Below are 23,929 nucleotides of genomic sequence, written 5' to 3'. Positions count from 1 at the left end.
AGCCGGTTGACAGTGATTTGCGAACTCGCCTTGGAGAAATGCGGTGATTACACCATTCTGTTTAACCTGCTTGTAAAAGCTTGGGCTCAGGAATGGAAATCCGCATCGGTTAACCGCCGTTACAGGTCCAAAGGGAGTGGATGACGAAGCACGTTCGTCCGCTAACTAGGGTGGTACCACGGGAATTCAACCTCTCGTCCCTAGCGCTGCAAACGCTACGGGATGCTGAGGTTTTTTTGTTGCAATTAAAATGCGAATAACCTGAAGGAGGAACAATAGATGAGTGAGAATAACCAGCCGAAACACGGCTATCAGCCACAAGTCATGGAAAAAAGTTGGCAGCAATACTGGGATGAAAATAAAACGTTTAAAACGGGTGAGGACCCTGCTAAACCGAAATTTTATGCACTGGATATGTTCCCTTATCCATCCGGTTCAGGTCTGCACGTAGGCCACCCGGAAGGATACACGGCAACGGATATCGTTTCACGTTACAAGCGTATGCGCGGTTACAATGTATTGCACCCAATGGGTTGGGACGCTTTCGGACTGCCTGCTGAGCAGCATGCACTGGATACAGGTGAACATCCACGGCATATTACATTCCGCAATATTGATAATTTCCGTCGTCAGATCAAATCGCTCGGGTTCTCCTACGACTGGGAATCGTGAGATCAGCACAACGGACCCTGAATACTATAAATGGACACAATGGATCTTTATCCAGCTGTACAATAAAGGCCTCGCTTATGTGGATGAAGTGGCAGTTAACTGGTGTGAAGCACTTGGAACGGTACTGGCTAATGAAGAGGTTATTGATGGCAAGAGCGAACGTGGTGGACATCCGGTTGTACGCAAACCGATGCGCCAGTGGGTCCTGAGAATTACCGAGTATGCGGAGCGTCTGTTGGAAGACCTGGAAGAGCTGGATTGGTCTGAAAGCATCAAGGATATGCAGCGCAACTGGATCGGTAAATCGACAGGTGCAGAAGTGGTTTTTGCCATTGAAGGTCACGAAGAAGTCATCAAGGTGTTCACAACCCGTGCAGACACATTGTTCGGTGCGAGCTTCGCAGTTCTTGCTCCGGAACATGAACTGGTAGAAGCAATTACGACCGATGAACAACGTGAAGCCATTCAGGCTTATCAGGAGCAAGCTGCACGTAAGAGTGATCTGGAACGTACCGACTTGGCCAAAGATAAAACGGGTGTATTCACAGGAACCTATGCCATTAACCCGGTTAATGGTGCAAAACTGCCAATCTGGATTGCCGATTATGTCCTTGCTGGTTACGGTACAGGTGCAGTTATGGCCGTTCCGGGTCATGATGCACGTGACTGGGAATTTGCCAAGCAGTTCGGTCTGGATATCATCGAGGTTATTCAAGGTGGAGACGTTACACAAGAGGCCTATTCGGGCGATGGCGCGCATGTGAATTCTGACTTCCTGAACGGACTGAACAATGAAGAAGCGGTTGCCAAGATGATTGCTTGGCTGGAAGAGAACGGCAAAGGACAAGGCAAAGTAACCTATCGTCTGCGCGATTGGCTGTTCAGCCGTCAGCGTTACTGGGGTGAGCCAATCCCAATTCTGCATCTGGAAGACGGAACCATGAAGACCGTACCGGAGGATCAACTTCCACTGCTGCTGCCTGATATCGACCAGATCAAACCTTCGGGTACTGGAGAATCACCACTGGCGAATGTTACGGAGTGGGTGAATACGGTAGATCCGGAAACGGGAATGAAGGCACGTCGTGAGACCAACACTATGCCACAATGGGCGGGTAGCTGCTGGTATTACCTGCGCTTTATCGATCCGCACAATGACAAGGAACTGATCTCCAAGGAGAAGCAGCAACAGTGGCTGCCAGTTGATCTGTACATTGGCGGAGCAGAGCACGCCGTGCTTCACTTGCTGTACGCTCGTTTCTGGCACAAAGTGCTGTATGATCTGGGTGTTGTAGATACCAAAGAGCCTTTCCATAAACTCGTGAACCAAGGTATGATCCTGGGTACGAATAATGAGAAAATGAGTAAATCCCGTGGCAATGTCATTAACCCGGATGAAATCGTTAATGAATTCGGTGCAGATACTTTGCGTCTGTATGAAATGTTCATGGGACCATTGGAAGCAACAAAACCGTGGAATGCTAACGGGGTTGAAGGCATGCACCGCTTCCTGTCACGTGTATGGCGTCTCTTCATCAATGAAGACACAGGAGCCATCAATGACAAGATTACGGTGGACGGTGGAACAGACGAGTTCAAGCGGACGGCTCACAAAACGATCAAAAAAGTTACGGAAGATCTGGAGCATCTGCGTTTCAACACATCCATCAGCCAGCTGATGATCTTCATCAACGATGCATACAAAGCCGATACACTGCCTCGTGAAGCGATGGAGAACTTTGTGCAGCTGTTGTCACCACTGGCACCGCATATGGCAGAGGAACTGTGGAGCCGTTTGGGTCATGAAGGTGGAATCTCTTACGTGGCTTGGCCTGAATATGATGAGTCCATGACCGTGGATGCGGAAGTAGAAATCGTTGTTCAGGTAAACGGTAAAATCGTAACACGTGCTACAATCGCGAAGGATCTGGATGCACAGGGTATGCAGGACTTTACGATGGAGCTGGCACCTGTTAAGCAGGCGCTGGAAGGCAAGACCATTCGCAAGGTCATTGCCGTTCCAGGCAAACTCGTTAATATTGTTGCCGGTTAATCTCACCGGCTCGGAATAGTTCATCCAGCTTTAACAAATCTTCATCATACTTGTCATGCGTTGTGTGGATCAGGCTGTCGAAAACGCCGTCGAGGCTAACCTTCAGCAGTGCAAGTGCCTGAGCGGTTATACCGCCAGGTACAGCGACACGAGCCTGAAGTTCTTGCGGAGTGTAACCTCCTTCGGTGAGCAGCTTGCCTGTTCCCAGGAGCATTTCGCCAGCCAGAGCACAGGCATCTGCCCTTTTGATGTCTGTCAGCTTCACTGCACTTTCGATCCACTGTTCCAAGAAGAATGATATGAATGCAGGCCCGCAGCTGGAGAAGTCGGATGTAATTCGTGTACAGGCTTCATCCACTTGGTACGGCCTGCCTATATGACTGAGCAGACTTTCTAACACAGCGCGGTCTTCACTGGTCATTCGTTCACCGTGTATGCACAGGGACGCTCCGCTGCCGACCTGGTGTGTGACGCTGGGAATAACCTTGGAGACTTTGCAAGGAAGTGAAGATTCCAGATGGCGCAGCTGCACGGGACTGGTGATCGAGACAACTATATGATTGGGATTCACGACAGGCAGGATGTCTTCAATGACATGTTTGAATTCAAGCGGCTTCACGCACAGGAAGATGATATTGCTTCGGATCACCGTTTCCCGATTACTCTGGGATTCATGCAGACCAGGGTAACGGAGGGATAACTGACGTACTTTGGACGGGGTTCGATTGCTTGCGGCGATCTGCCGGGGCTCGAGTGCACCCGATTGGATCAGGGCATAGATCAGCAGGCTGCCCATGCTGCCGGTTCCGATAAATCCAACCTTCATTGTTTCAGGCCTCCTTTCATGCTTTACGGTACTGGCGCAGTTCATTCCCTCTATATCTATGCGTGAGGACCTGTTTCACATGACATGAAAAATGCACAACTTGTTTCATCAGGAAAGTTCAACGGTTCGGAAGCACCGCCCGTGTTCGAAATGAATGATTTTGAATTCAGGGAGAGAGGTGTGGAAGAATGAGATGGAATAAAGGAATGACCATTGCTGCAGCGGTGGTTGGAAGTATACTCATATTATGGTCGGGCAAAAGTGAACAACCACCTAGTGGCTGGGAACCCTTGCAGCTCGGCACCGAGAAGCCGACGATAGAGCAGGAACTCCCTGCTGTTCAGTCGGCTACTTCGGTTGAGGGTAATACTGGAGCATCTTCGGGAACGGATGCAAGTGGGATGCAGACTGGGAAGGATGCACAGGCAGGAGAATCTAAAGAGCTTTCGAACGTAGGAGTTGAAGGTGATTCTGTATTTCAAACTACAAACCAGACGAATGATAATGCAATGGATGCCTCTGGTTTGACTGAACCGATTGTACCAAGTACGAATTCGAATCCTTCAGTTACCTCCGAGACGGCTTCAAACAGTAATCCAACTGTAATTCGTGAGGAACCTGGAGACAATGACAAGATTGATGTGAATACTGCACCTGTCTCCAAGCTTACAGAGCTTCCCGGAATCGGGGAGAAGAAAGCTCAGGCCATAGTGGACTATCGGAATGCACATGGTCCTTTTGCGAAAGTGAGTGATTTGACGAAGGTCAAAGGAATCGGCATGAAGATGCTGGAGAAGATGGCACCATATGTGCAGATCCGGTAATATTAGAATAAAAATTGTATTGAGCGGGAGGAAAGCAGCATGAGTACAGAGGTACGCAAGGACTGGGACACGTATTTTATGGACATCGCATATATGGTCTCAACCCGTTCCCGCTGTTCGCGTCGTCATGTGGGTGCCGTGCTTGTTCAGGGGAAGAAACTGCTGGGAACAGCCTATAATGGCGCACCCACGGGCGTCCCGGATTGTTCTGAAGCAGGTTGCATGATATCGGAAGAATATGAGTTAGTCGTGACCGATGGGCAAGAAGAAATGGTCAAAAAGCAACGCTGCATTCGCACAATCCACGCGGAGCAAAATTTGCTTTTATTCACAGACCGAATTGACCGCGAAGGCTCGTCTGTGTATGTGACCGACGAACCTTGCTGGACATGTGCCAATATGCTGGCGAATAGCGGGATTACAGAAATCGTATTTCATCGCTCTTATCCAAAAGATACCGGCAAGGTTACGAATATGATGCAACAGAAGGGGATAACGTTTCGCAGGTTGGAGAATTACCAGCCTCCGCGGGAAACGATGATGACCGTGAGCAACTAATACGAATATGGTCTAATATGCGAGGGAGAACCTCCGGCAAGCCTGAATCGGCTTTCCGGGGGTTTTTCTGCGTTCAATGGGTGAAGTGAAGGAGGAGAAGGAATGAAAGGCAGACCGTTACTAAGTTTTACGATTTGCTGGTTATGCGGGAGCGGGATGGCATGCGCATTAACAGGCTGGGCTTTGACCTGGGGGTTCATTGGAGCACTGGCATGTCTGCCACTTCTACTTCGTTTTCTGGATGTGCGTGGATGGTCTGTTTTATTCATACTTGCTGCCTTTATTGGGGGTGCTGCACATTGGGAGTGGAATGACGCACGCAATCACAGCAGTCTGCCGGAGACCATGCATATCGCTGCTGATGCGCTGGACGGATGGTCAGCCGAAATTCAGGGTGAGCTAGTGTCAGATGTACGCATTGATGGAGACCGGGCTGACTTTAAGATACAGATGTCTTCAATATTACCATTATCGAATTCATCAACAGATGCAGATCTGGCAACATTATCTGGATTCAAAATAGATGAACAATTGATGGTGCAAGTCAGATTGGCGGAGGAAGAAGAACAGCAGGTAGCGGCAGGTTGGAAGAGGGGCGATTCAATCACGCTTAATGGTTCTTTTGCCCTTCCTGGTGAAGCCAGGAACTTTGGCGGGTTTGATTATCGCAGCTATTTGCGAACCCTGCACATCCACTGGTTGTTCAAAGTGAAGGGAGCCAGTTCAGTAACAGCAGCTCCCCCTGAAGGGGTTGGACAATTTAACGTACTACGGTGGACGGATTGGACGAGGCATAAGTTGGGTTCAGCGGTCGAACGGTTATTCCTCGAGCCTCATGCAGGGTATATGAAGGGTCTGATTATCGGAATGGCTAATGATATCGATCCAGGTACCTATGGTCAGTTTTCACAACTGGGTCTAACGCATATCCTGGCAATCTCCGGAACTCATGTCGCTGTATATGTAGCTACTCTTCTCCTTATTCTATCCTGGCTAAGGCTTACCAGAGAGACGGCACTCACGGTTGTTCTTATACTGGTACCAGCTTATGTTTTGTTGTCCGGTGGTTCACCTTCAGTGATTCGGGCAGGGATTATGTCCATGATTGGGTTGTATATGGCACGTCGTGATCTCGCCAGAGATGGCCTTCAGATGATTAGTGCAGCTGCGCTACTGATGATGTGGTGGGATCCGTACTTTTTGCTAAGCGTAAGCTTTCAATTATCTTTTCTCGTAACCGCAGGTTTGATGATCTATATGCCTTTGATTAACCGACTGTTCAGCAGTTGGCCGAAATCTCTGGCTGCAACAGCATCCGTTGCGGTGACAGCTCAACTGATTTCGTTTCCGGTAACCATCCTGTATTTCAATCAGTTCTCATTGCTCTCATTTGTGGCTAACTTTCTGCTTGTTTCTTTGATTAGTACCATTGTATTACCTCTGGGGACGGTCGCCATGCTGTTGTCTTTCATATGGGTTCCCTTGGCGAACCCCCTTGCATGGATTGCAATTCAACTGAATCAGCTGACATTTACAAGCGTAGAGTGGATGAACAGCCTGCCGGGTTTTGTACTGATCTGGGCTACGCCTTCCCTGTTGTGGATTGCTGCATATTACGCCGTGTTGTATGCTCTTTTGTATCTAATTCATCAGGGCAACGGTACACAGCAAGAAACGGTGGTTGCTGAGGAGGATACGGCTCCTCTTGTCATGCGACAGCCTTCTGTTGCAATGGGGAATGTGGGCATTCGCTCTTCGATGTCTACCGTGGCACAGGATCAAGGTAAGAACCGTCTAGATGGAAAAGAAACTTCATTAACAACTTTAGGAGCCAGTATCGCATGGCCGGAGTATACAAGTGCATTTTCTGCACGAGGTGCAGGTTACTATGCGCATCAACGTATGAGTAAAGTTCAACGATGGATGTGCGGTTTGCTCGCGATCAGCTTTGTTGCTGGATTGTGGTGGGCATACCAGACTCCGAAGCCTGCTGGAACCGGCATTGTGCAATTCTTGGACATTGGTCAGGGAGACAGCACGTTGATTACAACGCCAGAAGGCAAACATATTTTGGTGGATGGCGGAGGCACGGTGAGCTTTGGGAACACCGAACAATCATGGAAAACAAGGCGTGATCCCTATGAAGTGGGAGCTAAGGTCGTTGTTCCTCTATTGAAAAAGAGAGGCATCCATCAACTGGACGCTGTAATTGTAACGCATGCTGACCAGGATCATGCTGGAGGACTACAGGCTGTGCTGGAACAGATTCCGGTTAAACGATTCATGTTTAATGGCACAACCAGTGGTAAGGAAAACTTTGATAAATTACTGAACACAGCCATGGAACGGAAGATTCCACTTTACGCCATCCAGCAGGGCATGTCTTATAAGGCTGACAAGGAGACGGTTTTACATTTTATAGCTCCAGACCTGGAACACATGGTAGCAGAAGCATCTGGCAGTTTGCCTGTGTCTGAACATCAGAATCATGATTCCGTTGTCTTTTTGCTGGACATGGCTGGGACATCCATGTTGTTCACTGGGGATATGGATGCAGCGGCCGAACAGGACCTGCTCTATACGATTCAAGATGGCTCGCTCGCTGAAGCGTTTGAACAGAGAGGTGCAGATCTTGGAGTTACAGAGGGCGTTGTACAAAGGGTACTTACACGCCCGTTGCAGGTTAATTCAAATAATGTTTCATCAGCATCTGTCTCTATTGACGTGTTAAAGGTCGCACATCATGGTAGTAAAACATCATCAACCGAAGCCTGGCTCCAATACTGGAAAGCCAAAACCGCGGTCATATCTGCGGGTGTTAACAACACATATGGGCATCCCAACCCAGGAGTGATGGAACGTCTGGAAGCTACCGGGTCAGAAATCTATCGAACAGATCAGATGGGTGAGGTCCAGATGAGAGTGAGAGATGGGAAGATTGATATTCGGTACAAGTTGGTTGACAAGGAGGAGGGATGAGTTTTGGCTGGCCTAAATCGTTTTTCTGAATGCCTTTGACTATTATGGATTGATATCCTGTATAAGATCGAATTCAAAGTGCCCATCACCTATAGCATGATGGGCACTTCTTCTTTAGGAAATTTCTTTACCGTATCTAATTGAATTCGACGATCTGATTGATATCTGTTCCTTCAGTATTTTTGCCCAGTAGTCGACGGAACAAGAACTTGGCCATCTTGAACTTGTTGCCGGTATCCCAATACTCGGCAGTTTCGGCTTTGACCTTGATGAGAACGAGGTTCGGATCATCATACGTGGTTTCTAGTACGTTCTCGTAGACCGGGCTCCAAAATTCCTTTATCTTCTCAGAGCTTTCCACGAGTTCGGCTTCGCCACGGATGGAGACGAAAGATTTACCCGCATATGCGATGTTAACTTGCTGGTTGTGAAGCAGTTCATGAAATTTGCTCGTATCTTTCTTGGTCAGGAACCACAGGTTGCTGTCGAACTCGACATCCTGGGTTTTCATTGGGCGTGAAACTAGCCCTTCTTCTGATACCGTTGTAAGCATCGCAACGTCGATGTCTTTGATCAATTCCTGAATTTTCTCGATTGCTTCTTGGTGATCTGAAGTTGGATTCATCGTGTGATTCATCCTTTCGATGTGTAGTATTATCACTATTTCCCTCGCTAGGCTTCGCCAAACCTCAGGGCTTAAGTTAATACCCCGTTTACATGGCGGTGATACCAAACGAATATTAAAGCTTTATCATTTAAGATGACAAACGAGGGAATGAGGACTAAATCATGAAGAATTATCCCATCATCGCCTCCATTACGGTAGACGAGCAAATTTCTCAAGCTATAGCAAGCGATGTGAAGAGAGTTATTCTGATGACAGGCAACATCACCAATCTTGGTTCAATCATAGACAGTCTGCATCAAGGCGGCAAACAGGCTTACGTGCATACCGAGATGGTCTCCGGGATTGGACGAGATGCCTCCGCCATTCAATATCTTGCTGATGTGTTTAAAGTCGATGGGATCGTGACGACGAAGAGCAATGCGGTTTCAGCGGCAAAGCAAGCAGGCATATTAAGCATTCAGCGCATATTTGCCATTGATTCAGCTGCAATTGAGACTGCAGTTCGGATGATTAAGAGCTACAAGCCTGATGAGGTTGAACTGATGCCGGGACTTATGCCCCGAGTGATCCAAGAGCTGAAAGAACGCATTACGCAGCCGTTGATTGTTGGAGGACTTATCCGGCATGAGGAAGAAATTCAGGAAGCATTAAAGAGCGGGGCAGATTTTGTTTCGATAGGCCATGAGAAATTCTGGACTTAATTTCATACATTTATCCTTGGGTGGAGACGACGAGAAAACCCGGTGGTAAGTAAATCGATAGAACCTTGATGTTGAAGGAGGGTGATTTGCTGCTGGGTTTTTTGTGTTGTCCATAAAATACAACGGGAGGTAACTTTAGCATGACCATTCAAGCAGTTGCTCATCGCGGCTACCCAAAGAAATATCCTGAAAATACGATGTCTTCCTTTTTAAAAGCGGTGGAGCTTGGGTTCACACATCTTGAACTGGATGTACATCTCAGCAAGGATGGAATCCCGGTTGTCATTCATGATCATACGCTTGACCGCATGACAAATGGGACGGGCAGGGTAGCCGATTATACAGCTTCGGAGCTGCAATCTTTTAAAATAAAGCAAGATGAGCATATTCCAACCCTTGAAGAGGTGCTGCGTGCTTTAAAGGGTAAGATTGGGCTTAACATTGAGCTTAAGCAGATGGGTAACTATTACCCTCAGCTGGAGGAAAAGGTACTTGAAGTTATCAAAGAATTCAACCTGCTGAATCAGGTAGTCATTACGTCATTTGATTTTGATGCCTTGGAGAAGATCAGGCAATTATCTAGCGATGTACGCATCGGTCTTATCACTTTTGGGTGTTCGAAGGCTATTCTTGACTGGTCGTTAGAGATGGGGGCGACATTCTTGTCCATGCACCATGCCTTCGTGACCGAAGATTACATTCATCGATGTCAAGAGCTAGGAATTCAACTGATGGCTTGGACAATAAATGAGACTTCCATAATGGAGAAATTTCAGGAATATCCGTCCGTATGGGTCTGTACAGATGAGCTCGAATGCTTCATGAATGTATTGGAGTTGTCCAGCTCAGTGTGAGTGGGCAGGGTTAAGGTCATGGAGGATTTGTATGCTTACGATGCGTATTGCTTCGATTTAGACGGGACGATTTATGTCGGCCAGATGATGCTCCCTGGCGTAAACAACTTAATTAGTGGCTTGCGATCACGAGGCAAGCGTCTCTTGTTCCTTACGAATACTCCCATTCATACCAGGGAGGATTGCTACAAGCGGCTGCTGAATTTGGGTGTTTCGTGCCAGCTTGATGAAATTCTGACCGCAGGATACGTGTCAGGAATGTATTTTACAGAGCATGCCCCGGACGCCAAGGTGCTGGTCGTCGGTGAGGAGGCTTTGCAGAGAGAACTTCGTGCAATCGGGATAGCCATTACCGAAGATCCGTATCGATCAACGCATGTGTTAGTTGGCATGGATCGGCAGTTTCATTACGATAAGCTTCATTTAGCGGCAAAAGCAGTTCGTCATGGGGCGGTTCTGCTCGCAACGAATCCGGACAACTGCTGTCCCGTGCCAGGAGATATCATTCCGGACACTGGAGCCATTCTAAGCTCGATCGAGGCAGCTAGCCAGCAGAAAGCATCGGTCGTGATTGGCAAGCCTTCCCGCTATTATGCAGAGAAGGCGCTCGAGCTTTTGGATGTGGATAGCAGCAGATGCCTCATGATAGGTGATCGGCTGGAAACGGATATTTTATTTGGACAGCAGAATGGAATGAAGACTGCGCTCGTGCTTACGGGTATCTCCTCAAGAGAGGATATCGGAAAGACCGGTATCATTCCGGATTATATATGGCCTTCCTTCAACGAATGCATCATGGAGCAGGATGACCATTTAAAGCCTTCAGATGTGTTGCAGGTGGAGAGAGCTTGAGCAGCAAGGTGTCCAAAATAAAGATGGAGGTGGCGTTTAATGCGTCTAGCGTTACTAGGTGATTTTCACTATTCAAGTATGAGTCACGGGACCGAGGAAATGAAGGCTGCGAGAGTCCGGGCATACGAGCATATGCTCGAGGCTTTTCTGAAGGAAGAGGCGGATTTTCATATCTCTATTGGCGATTTAACGCATGAAGGAACGGCTCAGGAACTTCGATCGATTTACTCCATTCTTGCAAGAAGTGAACGGAACTTTATTCATGTGCTGGGCAATCATGATACCTATTCGATACCAAAGCATGAAATTTCCACGCTAACAGGTCAGGATCGCTATCGAACGATTGACACGCCTCATGCCAAGCTGTTTTTTTTGGATACTACCCAGGAAATGAACCGTGAAGATTGGGGAGGAGAACTGGACGGAGAGCAACTGGCATGGCTCAAAGACCAGCTTGCCGATTCGCATAAGAAGCAAGTACTCCTCTTCGGGCATCATCCGGTATTCGATACAACTGCGCGTTCGACGCTCGATAAGCTGTATGTCCGTCCGCAGGATGAACTGAAGAGCATATTCAATAGTCAGCCAGAAGGAGGCATCTATTTTTGCGGGCATAATCACATAAACTCCATCGTTAAGCAAGGAAAATGGCATTACGTACAGACCGCAGCTTGTCTCGATGTACCCGCCTACCGCGTTATTGAAGTTCACGAGGGAAAAGTAGCGATAACTCACCGGCTTATACAGGGTGCCGGTCTCATCGACGATATTCAGAGCTTTTGTAGTGATATGCCGGGCTTTGGACCTGTCGCTGATGCATTGGGAGAAGAAAGCGACCTTGTCTTATCCATTCAATTAGCATCGGCCGCTCAGTAATGTAAAGAGAAGGAGGGAATGTCATGGCACAAATTGTGTTGAAGCAGATTGAAAAAAGCTTCAAGCAGGATAAAGTCATCGAGGGTCTCGATCTGACCATTGAGGATGGTTCCTTTACCGTATTGGTAGGCCCGTCCGGCTGTGGAAAATCGACGACACTCCGCATGATCGCAGGACTTGATAAGGAGTCGGGCGGTGAAATTTGGATCGGAGACCATTCTGTCAATGGATTGGAGCCGGGCAAGCGCAATGTCGCCATGGTATTTCAAAACTATGCATTATATCCAATGATGACGGTCAAGGAGAACATCGAATTCGGATTAGTGAATCGCAAGGTTCCCCGGCCCGAGCGAGAGCGGCTCGTTAAGGAGATCACCGAGGTCGTCGGCCTAGCCGAGTATTTGCACAAGAAGCCGCAGGCTCTGTCCGGAGGTCAGCGTCAGCGGGTTGCCTTGGCTCGGGCCATGGTGAAGAAACCCGCAGTCTTCCTGATGGACGAACCATTGTCCAATTTGGATGCCAAGCTTCGCCATCAGATGCGAACGGAGCTAATCCAGCTTCACAAACGACTAGGCGCAACCTTTGTCTTTGTTACGCATGACCAGGTTGAGGCCATGTCCATGGGAGATCGTATCGTCATCATGAATAAAGGGCGTATTCAACAAGCAGATCGTCCAATGAAAATCTACGATGATCCGGATAATGTTTTTACAGCCCAGTTTATCGGTACACCGCCGATGAATGTAATTAATCGTGAACGTATCCTTCCTTATTTGAATGGGCAGCTTCATGACGACATTGGGCAGATTGGCTTTCGACCAGAGAAAGCAACGATGACACTTGAGAATAGACCGCAGACGGGACATGTTCAATTCACGGCCCAGATCATGACACGCGAGACTCTAGGTGCAGAAATTATCTATCAACTGGATTCGGCGCTTGGACCTGTTGCCGTGAAGAGCTTTTTGAAGCCTTTGGAGTCAGCCTCCGAGGTAAACATCACGGTCTCTATGCAGGATCTGTACTATTTTGATCGGAACGGAGTCCGTGCTCGTCAGCATGAGCGGTCTGAAGCTAGAGAGCTCATTGTCCTGGGAGGGAAATCTTCATGACCGTTTGGTCCAGATTCCGTCCTTATGTGATGGTGGCTCCTTCCATCGTGGTGTTCTCCATTTTTTTCATTTATCCGATCTTCTATATGATCTTCCTAAGCTTTTATAACTGGGATTTCATTAATCCGGTCAAGGAGTTCGTGGGCTTCAACAACTTTGTTGAGTTATTTAAGGATAGTGCATTTCTTCAGGTACTGAGCAATTCCTTGAACTATACGCTTCTTTCCGTATCCTTATCCATTGTGATTTCGCTACTGCTAGCCATATGGCTGAATCGGGAAGGAGCATGGTATGGGTTTGTTCAAGGTGCACTATTTAGTCCACATATTGTTTCGCTTGTATCTGTATCCCTGGTGTGGATGTGGCTAATGGATCCCAAATTCGGTTTGCTTAACGGTTTGCTGGATATGGTTGGCTTGCCCAAGCTGGAATGGCTGAGTAGTCCCGACAGTTCATTGCTGTCGCTAGTACTTGTTTCGGTCTGGAAAGGCGTGGGCTACAACGCTCTCATCTTCATCGCTGGTCTCCAAAGCATTCCGAAGGATGTGTATGAGGCCACAGCTCTGGATGAGGCCAATTGGTGGCGGAAGTTCTACAAAATTACGCTGCCCATGCTTTCGCCGACGCTGTTTTTCTTAATTATCATTAATCTGATCAGTTCATTCCAGGTGTTTGAGACCATTGCCATTATGACCAACGGGGGGCCGATCAATTCAACTAATACGCTCGTCTTTTACATCTACGAGTACGGATTCCGCTACTTCAAGATCGGTTACGCTTCGGCTGCAGGAGTTATACTGCTCGTTGTCGTTGGATTGCTTACGCTAGTCTACTTCAAGTTGCTGAGCCGCAAGGTTCACTACCAATAGAAAGGAGAAGGGAAATGTCATGGCAAGGAAGCCAGTGCTGCGTATCCTGAATGTTACTGCCACGGTCGTATTGGTTGCGATTTTTGCTATCCCTTTTCTATGGATGATTTCAACATCATTGAAGTCTTACCCGGAGACGGTAATCTTTCCACCCAAATGGATTCCCTCCAAGGTGATGTGGAGCAACTTCCAAGCGGCGTGGGAATCGGGGCCTTTTTTGAAATATCTAATGAATAGCGTTGTTGTATCGGTCAGTATACTCCTTCTTCAATTCACAACCATTATATTGGCTGCCTATGCGTTTGCAAGGTACTCCTTCAAAGGAGACAAGCTGTTATTCGGGATAACGATGGTGACCTTGATGATTCCTGGTCAGCTTATTTTCCTGCCTGTGTATTTGTTGCTCAGCAAGTGGGGACTCATTAACAATTTGTTGGCACTTATTCTTCCTTTCTCTTCCAGTGCCTTTGGCATATTCATGCTCCGGCAGTCATTCAAGCAAGTACAGGAAGAGCTCATTGAAGCGGCACGGCTTGACCAAACACCGGAATGGAAGATCATTCTCAAAATTATGGTGCCCATGGCACGGCCAACGCTGGTGACCTTTGCATTGTTCAGCTTCATTGCACACTGGAATGATTATTTCTGGCCGCTCGTAATGACGACCTCCGATGCAGCAAGAACGCTTCCGATTGGGATCTCTAAGCTGCGCGAGGTCGACGGAGGAGCCGCCTGGCACATTTTGATGGCTGGAAACATGATTTTGGTCGTTCCGATTCTGATTGTTTTCTTATTTGGACAACGGCAAATTATTAAAGCATTTGTCTATTCGGGTGTGAAGTAATCTAATTCATAGGGGGCTTTATCCATGAAAAAATTTGGGTCAATTTTGTTAGCAGCAACGCTTGCACTTGCAGTAACTGGTTGTGGTGATTCCAATTCCGCGGGTTCAACCGATAATGTTGCTTCAGGTACTTCCAATGGCACGGCCAATAAACCGATAGAGATTACATATTGGTACTCATGGGGGGACAAGATCGCCGAGAACAATGAAAACTTGGTTAAAATGTTTAATGAATCCCAGGATGAAGTCATTGTGAAGGCGGAATACCAGGGATCGTATGCAGATCAGCACTCCAAGGCACAGGCTGCTTTCGCAGCAGGCAATGCCCCTGAAGTTTGGCAAAATGAAATTGCTTCAGTTGGTGTCTTTGCTGAATCTGGCATGACTCAGGAATTGACTTCATTTGTTGAGAAAGATCAACTTGATATGAAGGATTTTATTCCAGGACTAATGGGAAATTCTTACGTGAATGACAAGCTGTATGCACTTCCTTATTTACGAAGTACACCAATCCTGTATTTGAACCGTACAATGCTGAAGGAGGCGGGACTTGATCCTGCTGGACCGAAGAATTGGACGGAATTTGAAGATTATGCACGCAAGCTAACAGTTAAGGATCAGCGTTACGGTATCTCGATGCCTGTTGATATTTGGTTCTATGAGGCTTTTGTTAGACAGAGCGGAGGAACAATGATTAGCGAGGATGGGAAAAGTGCAGCATTCAATAATGAAACCGGAATTGAACCAGTGAAGTTGTGGCTGAAGATGAAGAATGAAGGCATCATGAGCATCGGTACGACTGATGATGCAGGTACACAAGCGAAGACGGATTTCCACAATCAGCGTGCTGCGATGCTCTTCTCCTCAACTGCGGACTTGACCAATAATATGAAGGTTGCAGAAGAGCAGGGTTTTGAACTTGGGACGACATTTATGCCTGCGAATGATACGTATGGAGTACCAACAGGTGGTGCCAACCTGGTGATGACTTCCGGACTGTCTCCAGAAAAGCAGGAGGCGGCGTGGAAGTTCATTAAATGGATGACCGCCAAAGAGCAAACGATATATGCAAGCTCCTTCACGGGATATTTGCCTAGCCGAATCAGTGCAGTGGAAAGTGATGATATGAAGAAGCTTTATGAGGAAAAGCCGTTGTTTAAGGTGGCGGTAGATCAACTGGAATATGCAGGTCCGCGACCAATGCAGAAGGTGTATCCAGAGATTGGTGAGATGATCAAGGATGAGATTCTTCGCGCGGTTGTTGATTCGTCCATCACGGCAGAGGCAGCTATAGCTGAAGCAGCGAAGAAGGCCGATGCCCTACTGAATAAGTAAAATGATAAGACTAAGAGGCTAGGCGGTATAATTTCCGCTTAGCTTTTTTGTTGTATGAGTCCATGGAAAGTCGCTATTTAATTTGTACTTAGCAGCCCCTAACTTGCTTTCAGGAAATGAATTATGCTACTAGTAATTTATCCATTGCAATTTTACTGGAAATACATATACTATTCAGATCTTTGATCATTTGAACACCAAAGGAGGGCTAAGTGCGTGTCTAAGGAAAAAAAACTCATTATAGAAATGCTCTTTAATAACTGGGGGGGACATCGGACCGACTCACCAAACAATGGATAGAATACAGAATAGATATATTCATGAAATATACACTTAAGAGCCTGCTCCTTCAATCTTCTCAGGATTTTACCTGCTACGTGCTATATGATCCGAAGTCTGAGAACCTCGTACAAGGGACACTAAAAAACTACCCTCCCCTGCCTTCCAATATCTGTTTTGTTACACCTATAGATTACAAAGCTCATGTATTCCAAGATATTGAGGAGTTTAAGTATTTGTACCGTGTCTATCTGTCCAGCGACGATATGTACCACAAAGATTTTATTAAACAACTGCACGTCTATGAACCACAAAAGGGCACGGTTGCCTTGATACCTCAATACGGTTACATCTACGATTCAGTACAAAAGCGACTGGGGAATTTTTTTTTCTGGCTTCCCAGCTACGGTGTAACACTTATCCATGTAGATGAGTATTTAAAAGGACAAGCAGCCAGTTATACCTGGCGCGATGCACTAAAGGTACCCAGGGAATTTATTCATATCAAAGAACCCATCTGGATCAATCATATTCATGGACAGAATACAGGAACGACTTTTGACAATGTACTGGATTGGAAAATAGCTGATGTTCATGATGCTTGTACGTTGGAGCCTTGGAATAACAGTAAGCAACCTAGAGCAGTTTTTGGTCCTGAAATTACAAAGCCAAATGAAATCGAACGGATATTGAACAACTTTTTCTAAATATACGCTTCTTTCCCGGAAGAGGATCCAACAAGCAAAGCCCGCTTTCCGTTACCCTTCACGAGGGAGAATATCGGAAAACGGGCTATTTCTTTAAATGGTTGAAATAATATAAGAACTACTCAATGCCATCCTTAAAGTGTTTGTTCCAGTGTTTGTCGCCTTTGTGCAGCAGATCTTCTACCGTTTTCTCAAGAGTCATCAACAGCTGTGCTCTAACATCAAGTACGGTTTCTCTGTACAGGCGTTCTTCCGATCCAACGATTTTATCGCCGTATAATGCCTGTGCAGCAACGTACTTCCGATGTTCCTCGACCAGAGTATCAATGGATTCCAATGCATGTTCCACAAAATGGGAAATGCTTTGATATTCTTTGGGCATTTGTTCTTTTAAAGCTTGAATTTTCGCAAGAGCTGGCATGCTCATCACCTCGTGTTTATGAATGTAAATTTACAATACACTATTTTCATGAAAGTTACATTAAAAATAGCTTAAATTTGGACTTTATTTATTTTTGGGACCAAAAAAGTGTTTAGCTATAATGTATGCCATTGCATTAGAATTGAGTCGTGTAAGTAATGGAATCCCTTTTGTACTCGTTTGGTGACTCGTTATGCGATTTCTGTTATTCTAAGAGAAGATTTCAGCGGCCCTAATACATACGCCGTTATTTTGTTATGGCAAATTAAAAAAATACTTAACTTTGCAACAATTTTATTGATGATCACGTCTGTAAGGTTGCAGGGAGAGGGGGATCCTTTGTGGTAGAGCCGGAACTCATCAGAGCCGCTCAATCGGGCGATCGCGACGCTCTAATTACCCTATTGCGGGAGATTGAACAACATGTCTATCGGACCGCATATTACATTCTAAATAATGAACAGGACGCTTTGGATGCTGCTCAGGAAGCGTTGATCCGAATTTACACCAAAATCAACTCATACGAAGAAAAGGCCCAATTTAAAACATGGGTACAACGCATCGTCACGAACATCTGTATTGATAAATTCAGAAGAACCAAGCCGTCTGTCTCCATTGACGAACATGACATGGTTTTTCAGGATAATCAGGATGTGGAGTACGAGGTCATGTCTACATATGTGGCCCAAGACATTCAGGATGCGATCAACAAGCTTCCCGAGCATCATCGTACCGTTATTGTTCTAAGATATTTGCAGGACTTATCCTACAACGAAATTGCGGATTGTCTCGATCTTCCGTTAAATACGGTGAAATCTTATCTATTTAGAGCCAGACAACAATTACAGAATCTACTACAGGAATATCAGAAAGGTGGTGTGACAGGATGAAATGCGAAGAGGTGGTGGAATGGATGCACCGCTATCTGGATCATGATCTGGGCGAGACGGAAACCGCGCAGATGCTACAGCATGTGGCGAAGTGTCCGGAGTGCGCCGAGAATTTTAGTTTACTCAGAGCTCTTTCCAGAGAACTGGAGGAGTTACCGCAAGTAAGCCCGAAGTTTAGTCTGGTGGATGCGATTATGCCACAGCTTGATGCCATTGACGAAGCGCGGAGGGAACAAAGTAGCACCATACAAGAAATGAGTCCTGTCCCCGCTGCATTTGAGAATTTACAACGTTCAAGTGAGCGGAAAACGAAGCAAAAATGGCTTAACTCGATGGCAGGACGTATGTCCATGGGTGCAGCGGCTGCGGCAGTTATATTGGGATTCGCCATCTGGGGAAATCCGCCTGAACAGATTGAGAATGCCGATTCCATGCTGATGAGCTCTGGAGCTTCTCAAGAGAGCGGTAATGTGGATGAGAATCCATTAAGCAAGAATATTGAAAATTATGATACTGCCACTTCGTCCCAACCAAGCAGCAACGATGTGTTTGTGGATCAATCGAATGTTTCACCAACTGAACCAGATAACCAAGGCGTAGAAACTATTCCTGAAGAGAATGGTGGAGATAAGGTAGAGGAGCCTGAAGTTCAGGTAGATCAAACACCTAAACAACCGGCAACCGAGCCAACGCCTGCTCCGAACAAAGGAACGCAAGATGATTCGTCCAATTCTCCTTCGACGGATAGTCAGAAGGACCTGACGCCGAATCCGGATTCCGAGCCGCAAAATCAGGATTCGGAAAGTGCTCCTACTTCTTCAGCAGATGGGAAAGTGAATCGGACAACGCAACCAGATAGCGAAGATGATCAAACCTTCACTTCTCAGGATACAGCACCTAATATGACTGAAGATGCTCCGGTAGAAGGCGATGCAGCTACTGATTCCGGTACAGGTGCAGACTCCTCTGGAGGTAACCAAGGATTCGCAGGACCAGATCAGGGGATCACCTCATCGGCAGCATCCAAAGAATGGAAATCACCTGACGGCTCTTATGTGGTTATGCTTATTGGTGATCAAATCAGCATATACTCCAAACCTGTGAATGAACCCGATGTTCTGAATCTGGTTGAACAGCGAAATATAGAGGGGACACTGAAGTCAGCGAGTTGGTCGAAGGATGGCACCCTGTTTAATTACGAAACGGACAAGGACGGAACAACGGCGAAGAACTCGTTTAGTGTACCTTCTGTTTCAGGTGGAGCTTCTGCCAAATAAGTGGAGTTAGGGATTCCAATCCTATAAAACAAAAGAACATCTTCAGTATGACAAGCATATATTGGAAGTAACAAAACGTCCTATCTCAGTTCAACCAACTGACGTCGTATGACCGCACACCAGCTTTTTCTAGAACTGCTGGTATCTGCGTTTATATAGATGTAGGACAGGGGACCTTCATCCGTAACTGGATGTAAGGTCCCTTTGTTGTCTTGCGCTTTTTCTGGTAGGATAAGAGGGATAAGGAGGCACCGTGAATGGATGTGAAAAGTGCAACAAAGGCAATACGTAGTGGAGAACCAGCTCCGATCTATGTGCTGTATGGAACGGAGAAGTATCAAATACAGCAATTTACGGATATGTTAAAAGAGCAGGTTATTGAAGAAGAACATCGCGATTTTGCGATTATTCCATATGATTTGTCTGAAACGGCTGTGGAGGTCGTTATTGAAGAAGCGGAGACCGTACCATTTCTGGTTCCCCGCAAATTGATTATTGTACGCGATGCCAGCCTGTTTACTGCAGGTAAAGAATCCAAGATTGAACACCAGGTTGATCGTCTGCTTACATATATGGACAATCCAGCAGAATACAGTACGATTGTTTTTCTGGCACAGGGGGACAAGCTGGATGAGCGTAAGAAACTGGTGAAGGCTGTCAAGAAACAGGCAGTGGTTCTTGCTTTTGCTCCATTAAGTGGAGATGAGCTGTTGAGTTGGATTGTAAAACTGGCGAAGCAGCGCGATGTCTCTTTTGAAGCTGGTGCGGCGGACACACTTGTTAGCTATGCGGGAACAGGGCTTCAGACGTTATCTGCTGAAGTAGACAAACTATGTTTGTTCGCGGGTAATGGGGGGACAATCAAGCGTGCTGATATTGAATCGCTGGTTGCCCGTAGCACAGAGCAGAATGTATTTTCCCTGGTGGAAGAACTCGCCAATTTGCGATTAGAGAAAGCATTGGCTCTTTTCTATGAGTTATTGAAACAGCGGGAAGAACCGATCAAAATTGCAGCTTTAATCGCACGCCAGTTTCGGATCATGATTCAGGTGAAAGAGTTGGGCCAACAAAGTTACTCCCAGCAGCAGATTGCCAGTCAGCTTGGTCTGCATCCTTACGCTGTTAAGATTGCAGGTGAACAAGCTCGTAAATTTCAGCCGGATCGTCTGAGAATGATCCTGAGTCACCTCAGTGAACTGGATTACCAGATGAAAACTGGAGCTGTGGATAAAGTGCTTGGTCTGGAGTTGTTCCTATTAAGACTTGGTGCGTGAAGTGATTCGTACACCTGATAGAATCATAGTATGAATAACAAACAAAGCGACCTTTGCTCCATGATGGTTAGATCATTGGAATAAAGGTCGCTTTGTCTGTGTCTTATACTTATCGAATCAGATACTAAAAAATCCTGAAAGCCTATGCTGTTCAGGATTTTTCCATTGGATCGTATAAGTAACGCTTCTTACGCTTGTGCGGAAAGAGCGTTCAGTTTTTTCGCCAAGCGAGACTTTTTGCGTGCTGCAGCATTTTTATGAACCAGACCTTTAGTTACAGCCTTGTCCAGCTTTTTGGAAGCAGCTTGAATCGCAGCTTTTGCAGTATCAACTTCATTACTTACCAGAGCAGCATCAGCAGCTTTAACAGCTGTACGGAGTGCAGACTTCTGGGAAGCGTTGAGTGCGCGGCGCTTGTCGCTCGTTTTTACGCGTTTAACAGCGGATTTGATGTTTGGCATTACATTCACCTCCTGTAAGGCATTTGCATGAATACAAACGTTTCACAACTTAAAATATTCTATCACGCTAGCATGTAAAATGCAACAGATATTCCTACGATGTTCGACATGCTGCATAAAGAAACTCTTTTCCCCACACAATATGCTCAAATGCGGTAAGGGAGGCAGGGACAGAATGACACTGGATTTGCAAAACTATACAGTTCGTACCGATTTGGCAATCGACTCCAAGGAAATGGCGCAAGGTGGACAGAAACAGACGATTCCCGGACTACGGGAAGATGTAGAGAAAAAAGAGGGTATTACGATTACACGTATTGATGTACTTAATGATGAAGCAGCCCAAGCCATTGGTCGGGTGAAAGGCCACTATGTCACTTTGGAGGTGCCGTCACTACGGAATGGTGATACCGTACTACAGGAGCGTGTTGCCGCTGAGTTCACGCGTGAGATGGAAGACTTTATGATTAAGGCAGGGATCAACAAAACATCCAAGATCCTGATTGTGGGTCTCGGTAACTTGCATGTCACCCCGGATTCACTTGGTCCGCTTGTGGTGGAGAATCTGATGGTGACCCGTCAGTATTTCGAATTGGTGCCGGATCAGGTCGCACCAGGGTATCGGGAAGTCAGCGCGATTGCTCCCGGCGTGCTGGGTACAACGGGCATTGAATCCAGTGACATTGTACAGGGTATTGTTGACCGTACCAAGCCGGATGCCATTATTGCGATTGATGCCTTGGCCTCCCGTTCTCTGGAACGTGTGAATACAACCATTCAGGTAGCGGACATCGGTATCCATCCTGGTTCAGGTATTGGGAACAAACGGCGAGGCTTGACCCGTGAGATATTGGGTGTTCCCTGCATCGCCATCGGCGTACCGACCGTATGTTATGCGTCCACCATTGTGAACAATGTCATTGAGATGATGCGCTCACATTTCAACCAGGAAACGGATCAGACGAAGCAAATTATGGGCATGCTGGACGACATCGGTGAAGAAGATCGCCTGAGTCTGGTGAAAGAGGTACTGGAGCCATTGGGTCATGACCTAATCGTAACCCCGAAGGAAATTGATGAGTTTATCGAAGGAATTGCCAATGTTATTGCTACAGGGCTTAACGCCGCACTTCATGATGCAGTGAATCCGGATAACGTTGCTGCCTATACACATTAAAACTAAAAACTACTCAGAAGAAGGTCCGAATCTATCGGACTTTCTTTTTTTTTGTTCCTGGAATCTTTCATTTTCCTGTTCTATCAAATCTTGCAGGCTCATAGAGTTGAAGTATAAGAGTTGTCCAGCAGGGAAGGAGACAGCAGAATGAACAAGATATTGGCCTGGAATATTGGGAAGTGGAAAAAAAGATGTCTGCACGTGCTGGCCATGGGCCGTACGTTGTTGTTGCTTATGATCATATCCGCTTTGTTTTTTGTCGTACTTGGTCTCGGGGGAATGGCAGAGAAACGCCTAAATAATTCACCCGTTTCTTCCATGAAAGGATTTGCGAGCGCCGTATCAAGCCGCTTTTTCGTCGATATGCTCGGTATGGAGATGCCCCATCTCACCCAGAAAGAACAGACTTCTGCCATATCAGGAGAGAATCTCACCTCTTTTGTCTTCCAATTACTGACGAATGTAAACCCTCAAGACCCCAAGAGCCTGATTGCGAGAGAAATGCCCGGCATGGGTTCCAACCAACCTGTACTGCTCCGGCCTGGCTCTGGTAACGAAAAGGCCGAGGCTCCCGAAGATTATCAGCCCGGTCCTGGTCTTACGGATACGGCATCTGCGAGTGGAGGGAAACCCGGTAGTGAGCTGCATGTTCCACCAGGTCAGGACAACACGGATCCGCCTGATTCGAGGGAGCCTGGAGATGGAGAAGTTAAAGAAGACCCCCCAGCGAAGGATGGCGAGAAAGACAATAGTGGCTCACCGACATCAGGCAGAAAATCAGTTCTTATCTATCATTCCCATCCACGGGAAGGCTACAATCCACTGCTAGGTACGAAGAGTGACAATCCATCATCCGGCAAATCAACAGGCAATGTGTTTCAAGTGGGAAGCTATCTTTCAGACAGTCTGGAGAAGCTGGGAATCGGCGTAGAGCATGCAAAAGATGATTACCCTACCAAAGTAAAGGATTATAACTGGAACTATTCCTATAAATACTCCCGTCAAACCGTAAAAGCGGCACTTGCTCAAAATGACGATCTGACGTACCTCATAGACATTCATCGGGATTCACAGCGTCATGGCAAAACAACGACTACCATTAACGACTTGGGTTATGCCAAAGTGTATTTCATTATTGGACATGAAAATCCGAATTGGCGGCAGAATGAAGCCTTTGCAGCGAAAATTCATAAGAAACTGGAAGCCAAGTATCCAGGGGTATCCCGAGGTGTGTGGGGCAAGGATGGCGGAGGAGCCAACAACGGAGAGTATAACCAAACACTTTCACCCAACAGCATTTTGATTGAGATTGGCGGCATTGACAATACAGGAGCTGAGCTACAGCGCACATCCAAGATTCTCGCTGATATGATTGCCGAGGTGTATTGGGAAGATCAGAAGGTGGACAAAGCCAGTGCAGAGAACTCGTCGCAGGGTGGATAGGAACTATATATGTAAGA

At 46.7% G+C, this 23,929-nt stretch carries 21 protein-coding genes, 1 pseudogene and 1 other annotated feature (1 of these 23 running past the window's edge); of the genes and pseudogenes, 18 read left to right on the top strand and 4 right to left on the bottom strand.

Annotation, left to right across the window (positions count from 1 at the left end; genetic code table 11):
* Positions 1-205, top strand: a binding site (T-box leader) (it extends 64 nt beyond the left edge of the window).
* 74 nt (positions 206-279) lie between these two features.
* Positions 280-2,725 (top strand): annotated as a pseudogene (gene leuS, locus M1D71_RS20985) (leucine--tRNA ligase).
* Here leuS and comER read toward each other — a convergent pair.
* Complete coding sequence (gene comER / locus M1D71_RS20980) at positions 2,706-3,551, bottom strand: late competence protein ComER (protein ID WP_458123496.1); 846 nt, start codon at positions 3,549-3,551, stop codon at positions 2,706-2,708. The pseudogene leuS and the gene comER overlap by 20 nt on opposite strands.
* Positions 3,552-3,739: 188 nt before the next feature.
* Between comER and M1D71_RS20975 the strand changes: the two genes are divergently transcribed.
* The 3 genes from M1D71_RS20975 (at position 3,740) to M1D71_RS20965 (ending at position 7,912) form a co-directional block, all read left to right on the top strand.
* On the top strand, positions 3,740-4,375 hold the full coding sequence (locus M1D71_RS20975) for a ComEA family DNA-binding protein (protein ID WP_458123495.1): 636 nt from the start codon (positions 3,740-3,742) through the stop codon (positions 4,373-4,375).
* 39 nt (positions 4,376-4,414) lie between these two features.
* Positions 4,415-4,933: a deoxycytidylate deaminase gene (locus tag M1D71_RS20970; RefSeq protein WP_145323337.1), complete on the top strand. Its 519-nt coding sequence runs from the start codon at positions 4,415-4,417 to the stop codon at positions 4,931-4,933.
* Between the two features lie 102 nt (positions 4,934-5,035).
* Entirely contained in the window at positions 5,036-7,912 is a 2,877-nt protein-coding gene (locus tag M1D71_RS20965; protein WP_458123494.1) for a ComEC/Rec2 family competence protein, read from the top strand.
* 136 nt (positions 7,913-8,048) lie between these two features.
* Here M1D71_RS20965 and M1D71_RS20960 read toward each other — a convergent pair whose 3' ends face one another.
* On the bottom strand, positions 8,049-8,537 hold the full coding sequence (locus M1D71_RS20960) for a pyridoxamine 5'-phosphate oxidase family protein (RefSeq protein WP_145323335.1): 489 nt from the start codon (positions 8,535-8,537) through the stop codon (positions 8,049-8,051).
* Between the two features lie 164 nt (positions 8,538-8,701).
* Here M1D71_RS20960 and M1D71_RS20955 point away from each other — a divergent pair, with 164 nt between their 5' ends.
* The 9 genes from M1D71_RS20955 to M1D71_RS20915 all read left to right on the top strand — a co-directional run bounded on the left by M1D71_RS20955 (position 8,702) and on the right by M1D71_RS20915 (position 16,969).
* Positions 8,702-9,241, top strand: a complete 540-nt coding sequence (locus tag M1D71_RS20955) for a glycerol-3-phosphate responsive antiterminator (RefSeq protein ID WP_458123493.1) — start codon at positions 8,702-8,704, stop codon at positions 9,239-9,241.
* A 140-nt stretch (positions 9,242-9,381) separates the two neighbouring features.
* Complete coding sequence (locus M1D71_RS20950) at positions 9,382-10,095, top strand: glycerophosphodiester phosphodiesterase (protein WP_458123492.1); 714 nt, start codon at positions 9,382-9,384, stop codon at positions 10,093-10,095.
* Between the two features lie 18 nt (positions 10,096-10,113).
* Positions 10,114-10,947 (top strand): HAD-IIA family hydrolase, encoded by an 834-nt coding sequence (locus tag M1D71_RS20945; RefSeq protein ID WP_458123491.1) that lies wholly within the window; start codon positions 10,114-10,116, stop codon positions 10,945-10,947.
* Positions 10,948-10,986: 39 nt separating this feature from the next.
* Positions 10,987-11,823 carry a metallophosphoesterase family protein gene (locus M1D71_RS20940; protein WP_458123490.1) on the top strand — a complete coding sequence of 279 codons (837 nt, stop codon included), beginning with the start codon at positions 10,987-10,989 and terminating at the stop codon, positions 11,821-11,823.
* Positions 11,824-11,846: 23 nt separating this feature from the next.
* On the top strand, positions 11,847-12,935 hold the full coding sequence (locus M1D71_RS20935) for an ABC transporter ATP-binding protein (RefSeq protein ID WP_458123489.1): 1,089 nt from the start codon (positions 11,847-11,849) through the stop codon (positions 12,933-12,935).
* Positions 12,932-13,804, top strand: a complete 873-nt coding sequence (locus tag M1D71_RS20930) for a carbohydrate ABC transporter permease (protein WP_458123488.1) — start codon at positions 12,932-12,934, stop codon at positions 13,802-13,804. Before M1D71_RS20935 ends, M1D71_RS20930 begins: the two co-directional genes overlap by 4 nt.
* A 19-nt stretch (positions 13,805-13,823) precedes the next feature.
* A complete protein-coding gene (locus tag M1D71_RS20925) occupies positions 13,824-14,648 on the top strand; it encodes a carbohydrate ABC transporter permease (protein ID WP_458123487.1) in 825 nt (274 codons plus the stop codon).
* Positions 14,649-14,672: 24 nt separating this feature from the next.
* A complete protein-coding gene (locus tag M1D71_RS20920; protein WP_458123486.1) occupies positions 14,673-15,983 on the top strand; it encodes an ABC transporter substrate-binding protein in 1,311 nt (436 codons plus the stop codon).
* 320 nt (positions 15,984-16,303) lie between these two features.
* Complete coding sequence (locus tag M1D71_RS20915; protein ID WP_458123485.1) at positions 16,304-16,969, top strand: glycosyltransferase; 666 nt, start codon at positions 16,304-16,306, stop codon at positions 16,967-16,969.
* Positions 16,970-17,087: 118 nt separating this feature from the next.
* Here the strand turns inward: M1D71_RS20915 and M1D71_RS20910 are convergent, their stop codons facing one another.
* Positions 17,088-17,390, bottom strand: coding sequence for a hypothetical protein (locus tag M1D71_RS20910; RefSeq protein WP_211080831.1), 303 nt, complete (start codon positions 17,388-17,390; stop codon positions 17,088-17,090).
* Positions 17,391-17,731: 341 nt separating this feature from the next.
* Here M1D71_RS20910 and M1D71_RS20905 point away from each other — a divergent pair, with 341 nt between their 5' ends.
* The 3 genes from M1D71_RS20905 to holA all read left to right on the top strand — a co-directional run bounded on the left by M1D71_RS20905 (position 17,732) and on the right by holA (position 20,831).
* Positions 17,732-18,280, top strand: a complete 549-nt coding sequence (locus M1D71_RS20905) for an RNA polymerase sigma factor (protein ID WP_017687205.1) — start codon at positions 17,732-17,734, stop codon at positions 18,278-18,280.
* Positions 18,277-19,557 (top strand): zf-HC2 domain-containing protein, encoded by a 1,281-nt coding sequence (locus tag M1D71_RS20900; protein ID WP_458123484.1) that lies wholly within the window; start codon positions 18,277-18,279, stop codon positions 19,555-19,557. The genes M1D71_RS20905 and M1D71_RS20900 overlap by 4 nt, the downstream gene beginning before the upstream one ends.
* Positions 19,558-19,814: 257 nt before the next feature.
* Positions 19,815-20,831 carry a DNA polymerase III subunit delta gene (gene holA, locus M1D71_RS20895; protein ID WP_458123483.1) on the top strand — a complete coding sequence of 339 codons (1,017 nt, stop codon included), beginning with the start codon at positions 19,815-19,817 and terminating at the stop codon, positions 20,829-20,831.
* 188 nt (positions 20,832-21,019) lie between these two features.
* Here holA and rpsT read toward each other — a convergent pair whose 3' ends face one another.
* Positions 21,020-21,292: a 30S ribosomal protein S20 gene (rpsT, locus tag M1D71_RS20890; protein WP_024628504.1), complete on the bottom strand. Its 273-nt coding sequence runs from the start codon at positions 21,290-21,292 to the stop codon at positions 21,020-21,022.
* 175 nt (positions 21,293-21,467) lie between these two features.
* Between rpsT and gpr the strand changes: the two genes are divergently transcribed.
* Positions 21,468-22,469 (top strand): GPR endopeptidase, encoded by a 1,002-nt coding sequence (gene gpr, locus M1D71_RS20885; protein ID WP_458123482.1) that lies wholly within the window; start codon positions 21,468-21,470, stop codon positions 22,467-22,469.
* A 147-nt stretch (positions 22,470-22,616) separates the two neighbouring features.
* Entirely contained in the window at positions 22,617-23,912 is a 1,296-nt protein-coding gene (locus M1D71_RS20880; protein WP_458123481.1) for a stage II sporulation protein P, read from the top strand.
* Positions 23,913-23,929: the final 17 nt, after the last annotated feature.

The organism is Paenibacillus sp. Z3-2 (assembly GCF_054161325.1).
Note: the sequence above shows the minus strand (reverse complement) of the source record. Positions and strands in the feature narration are given on the sequence as shown.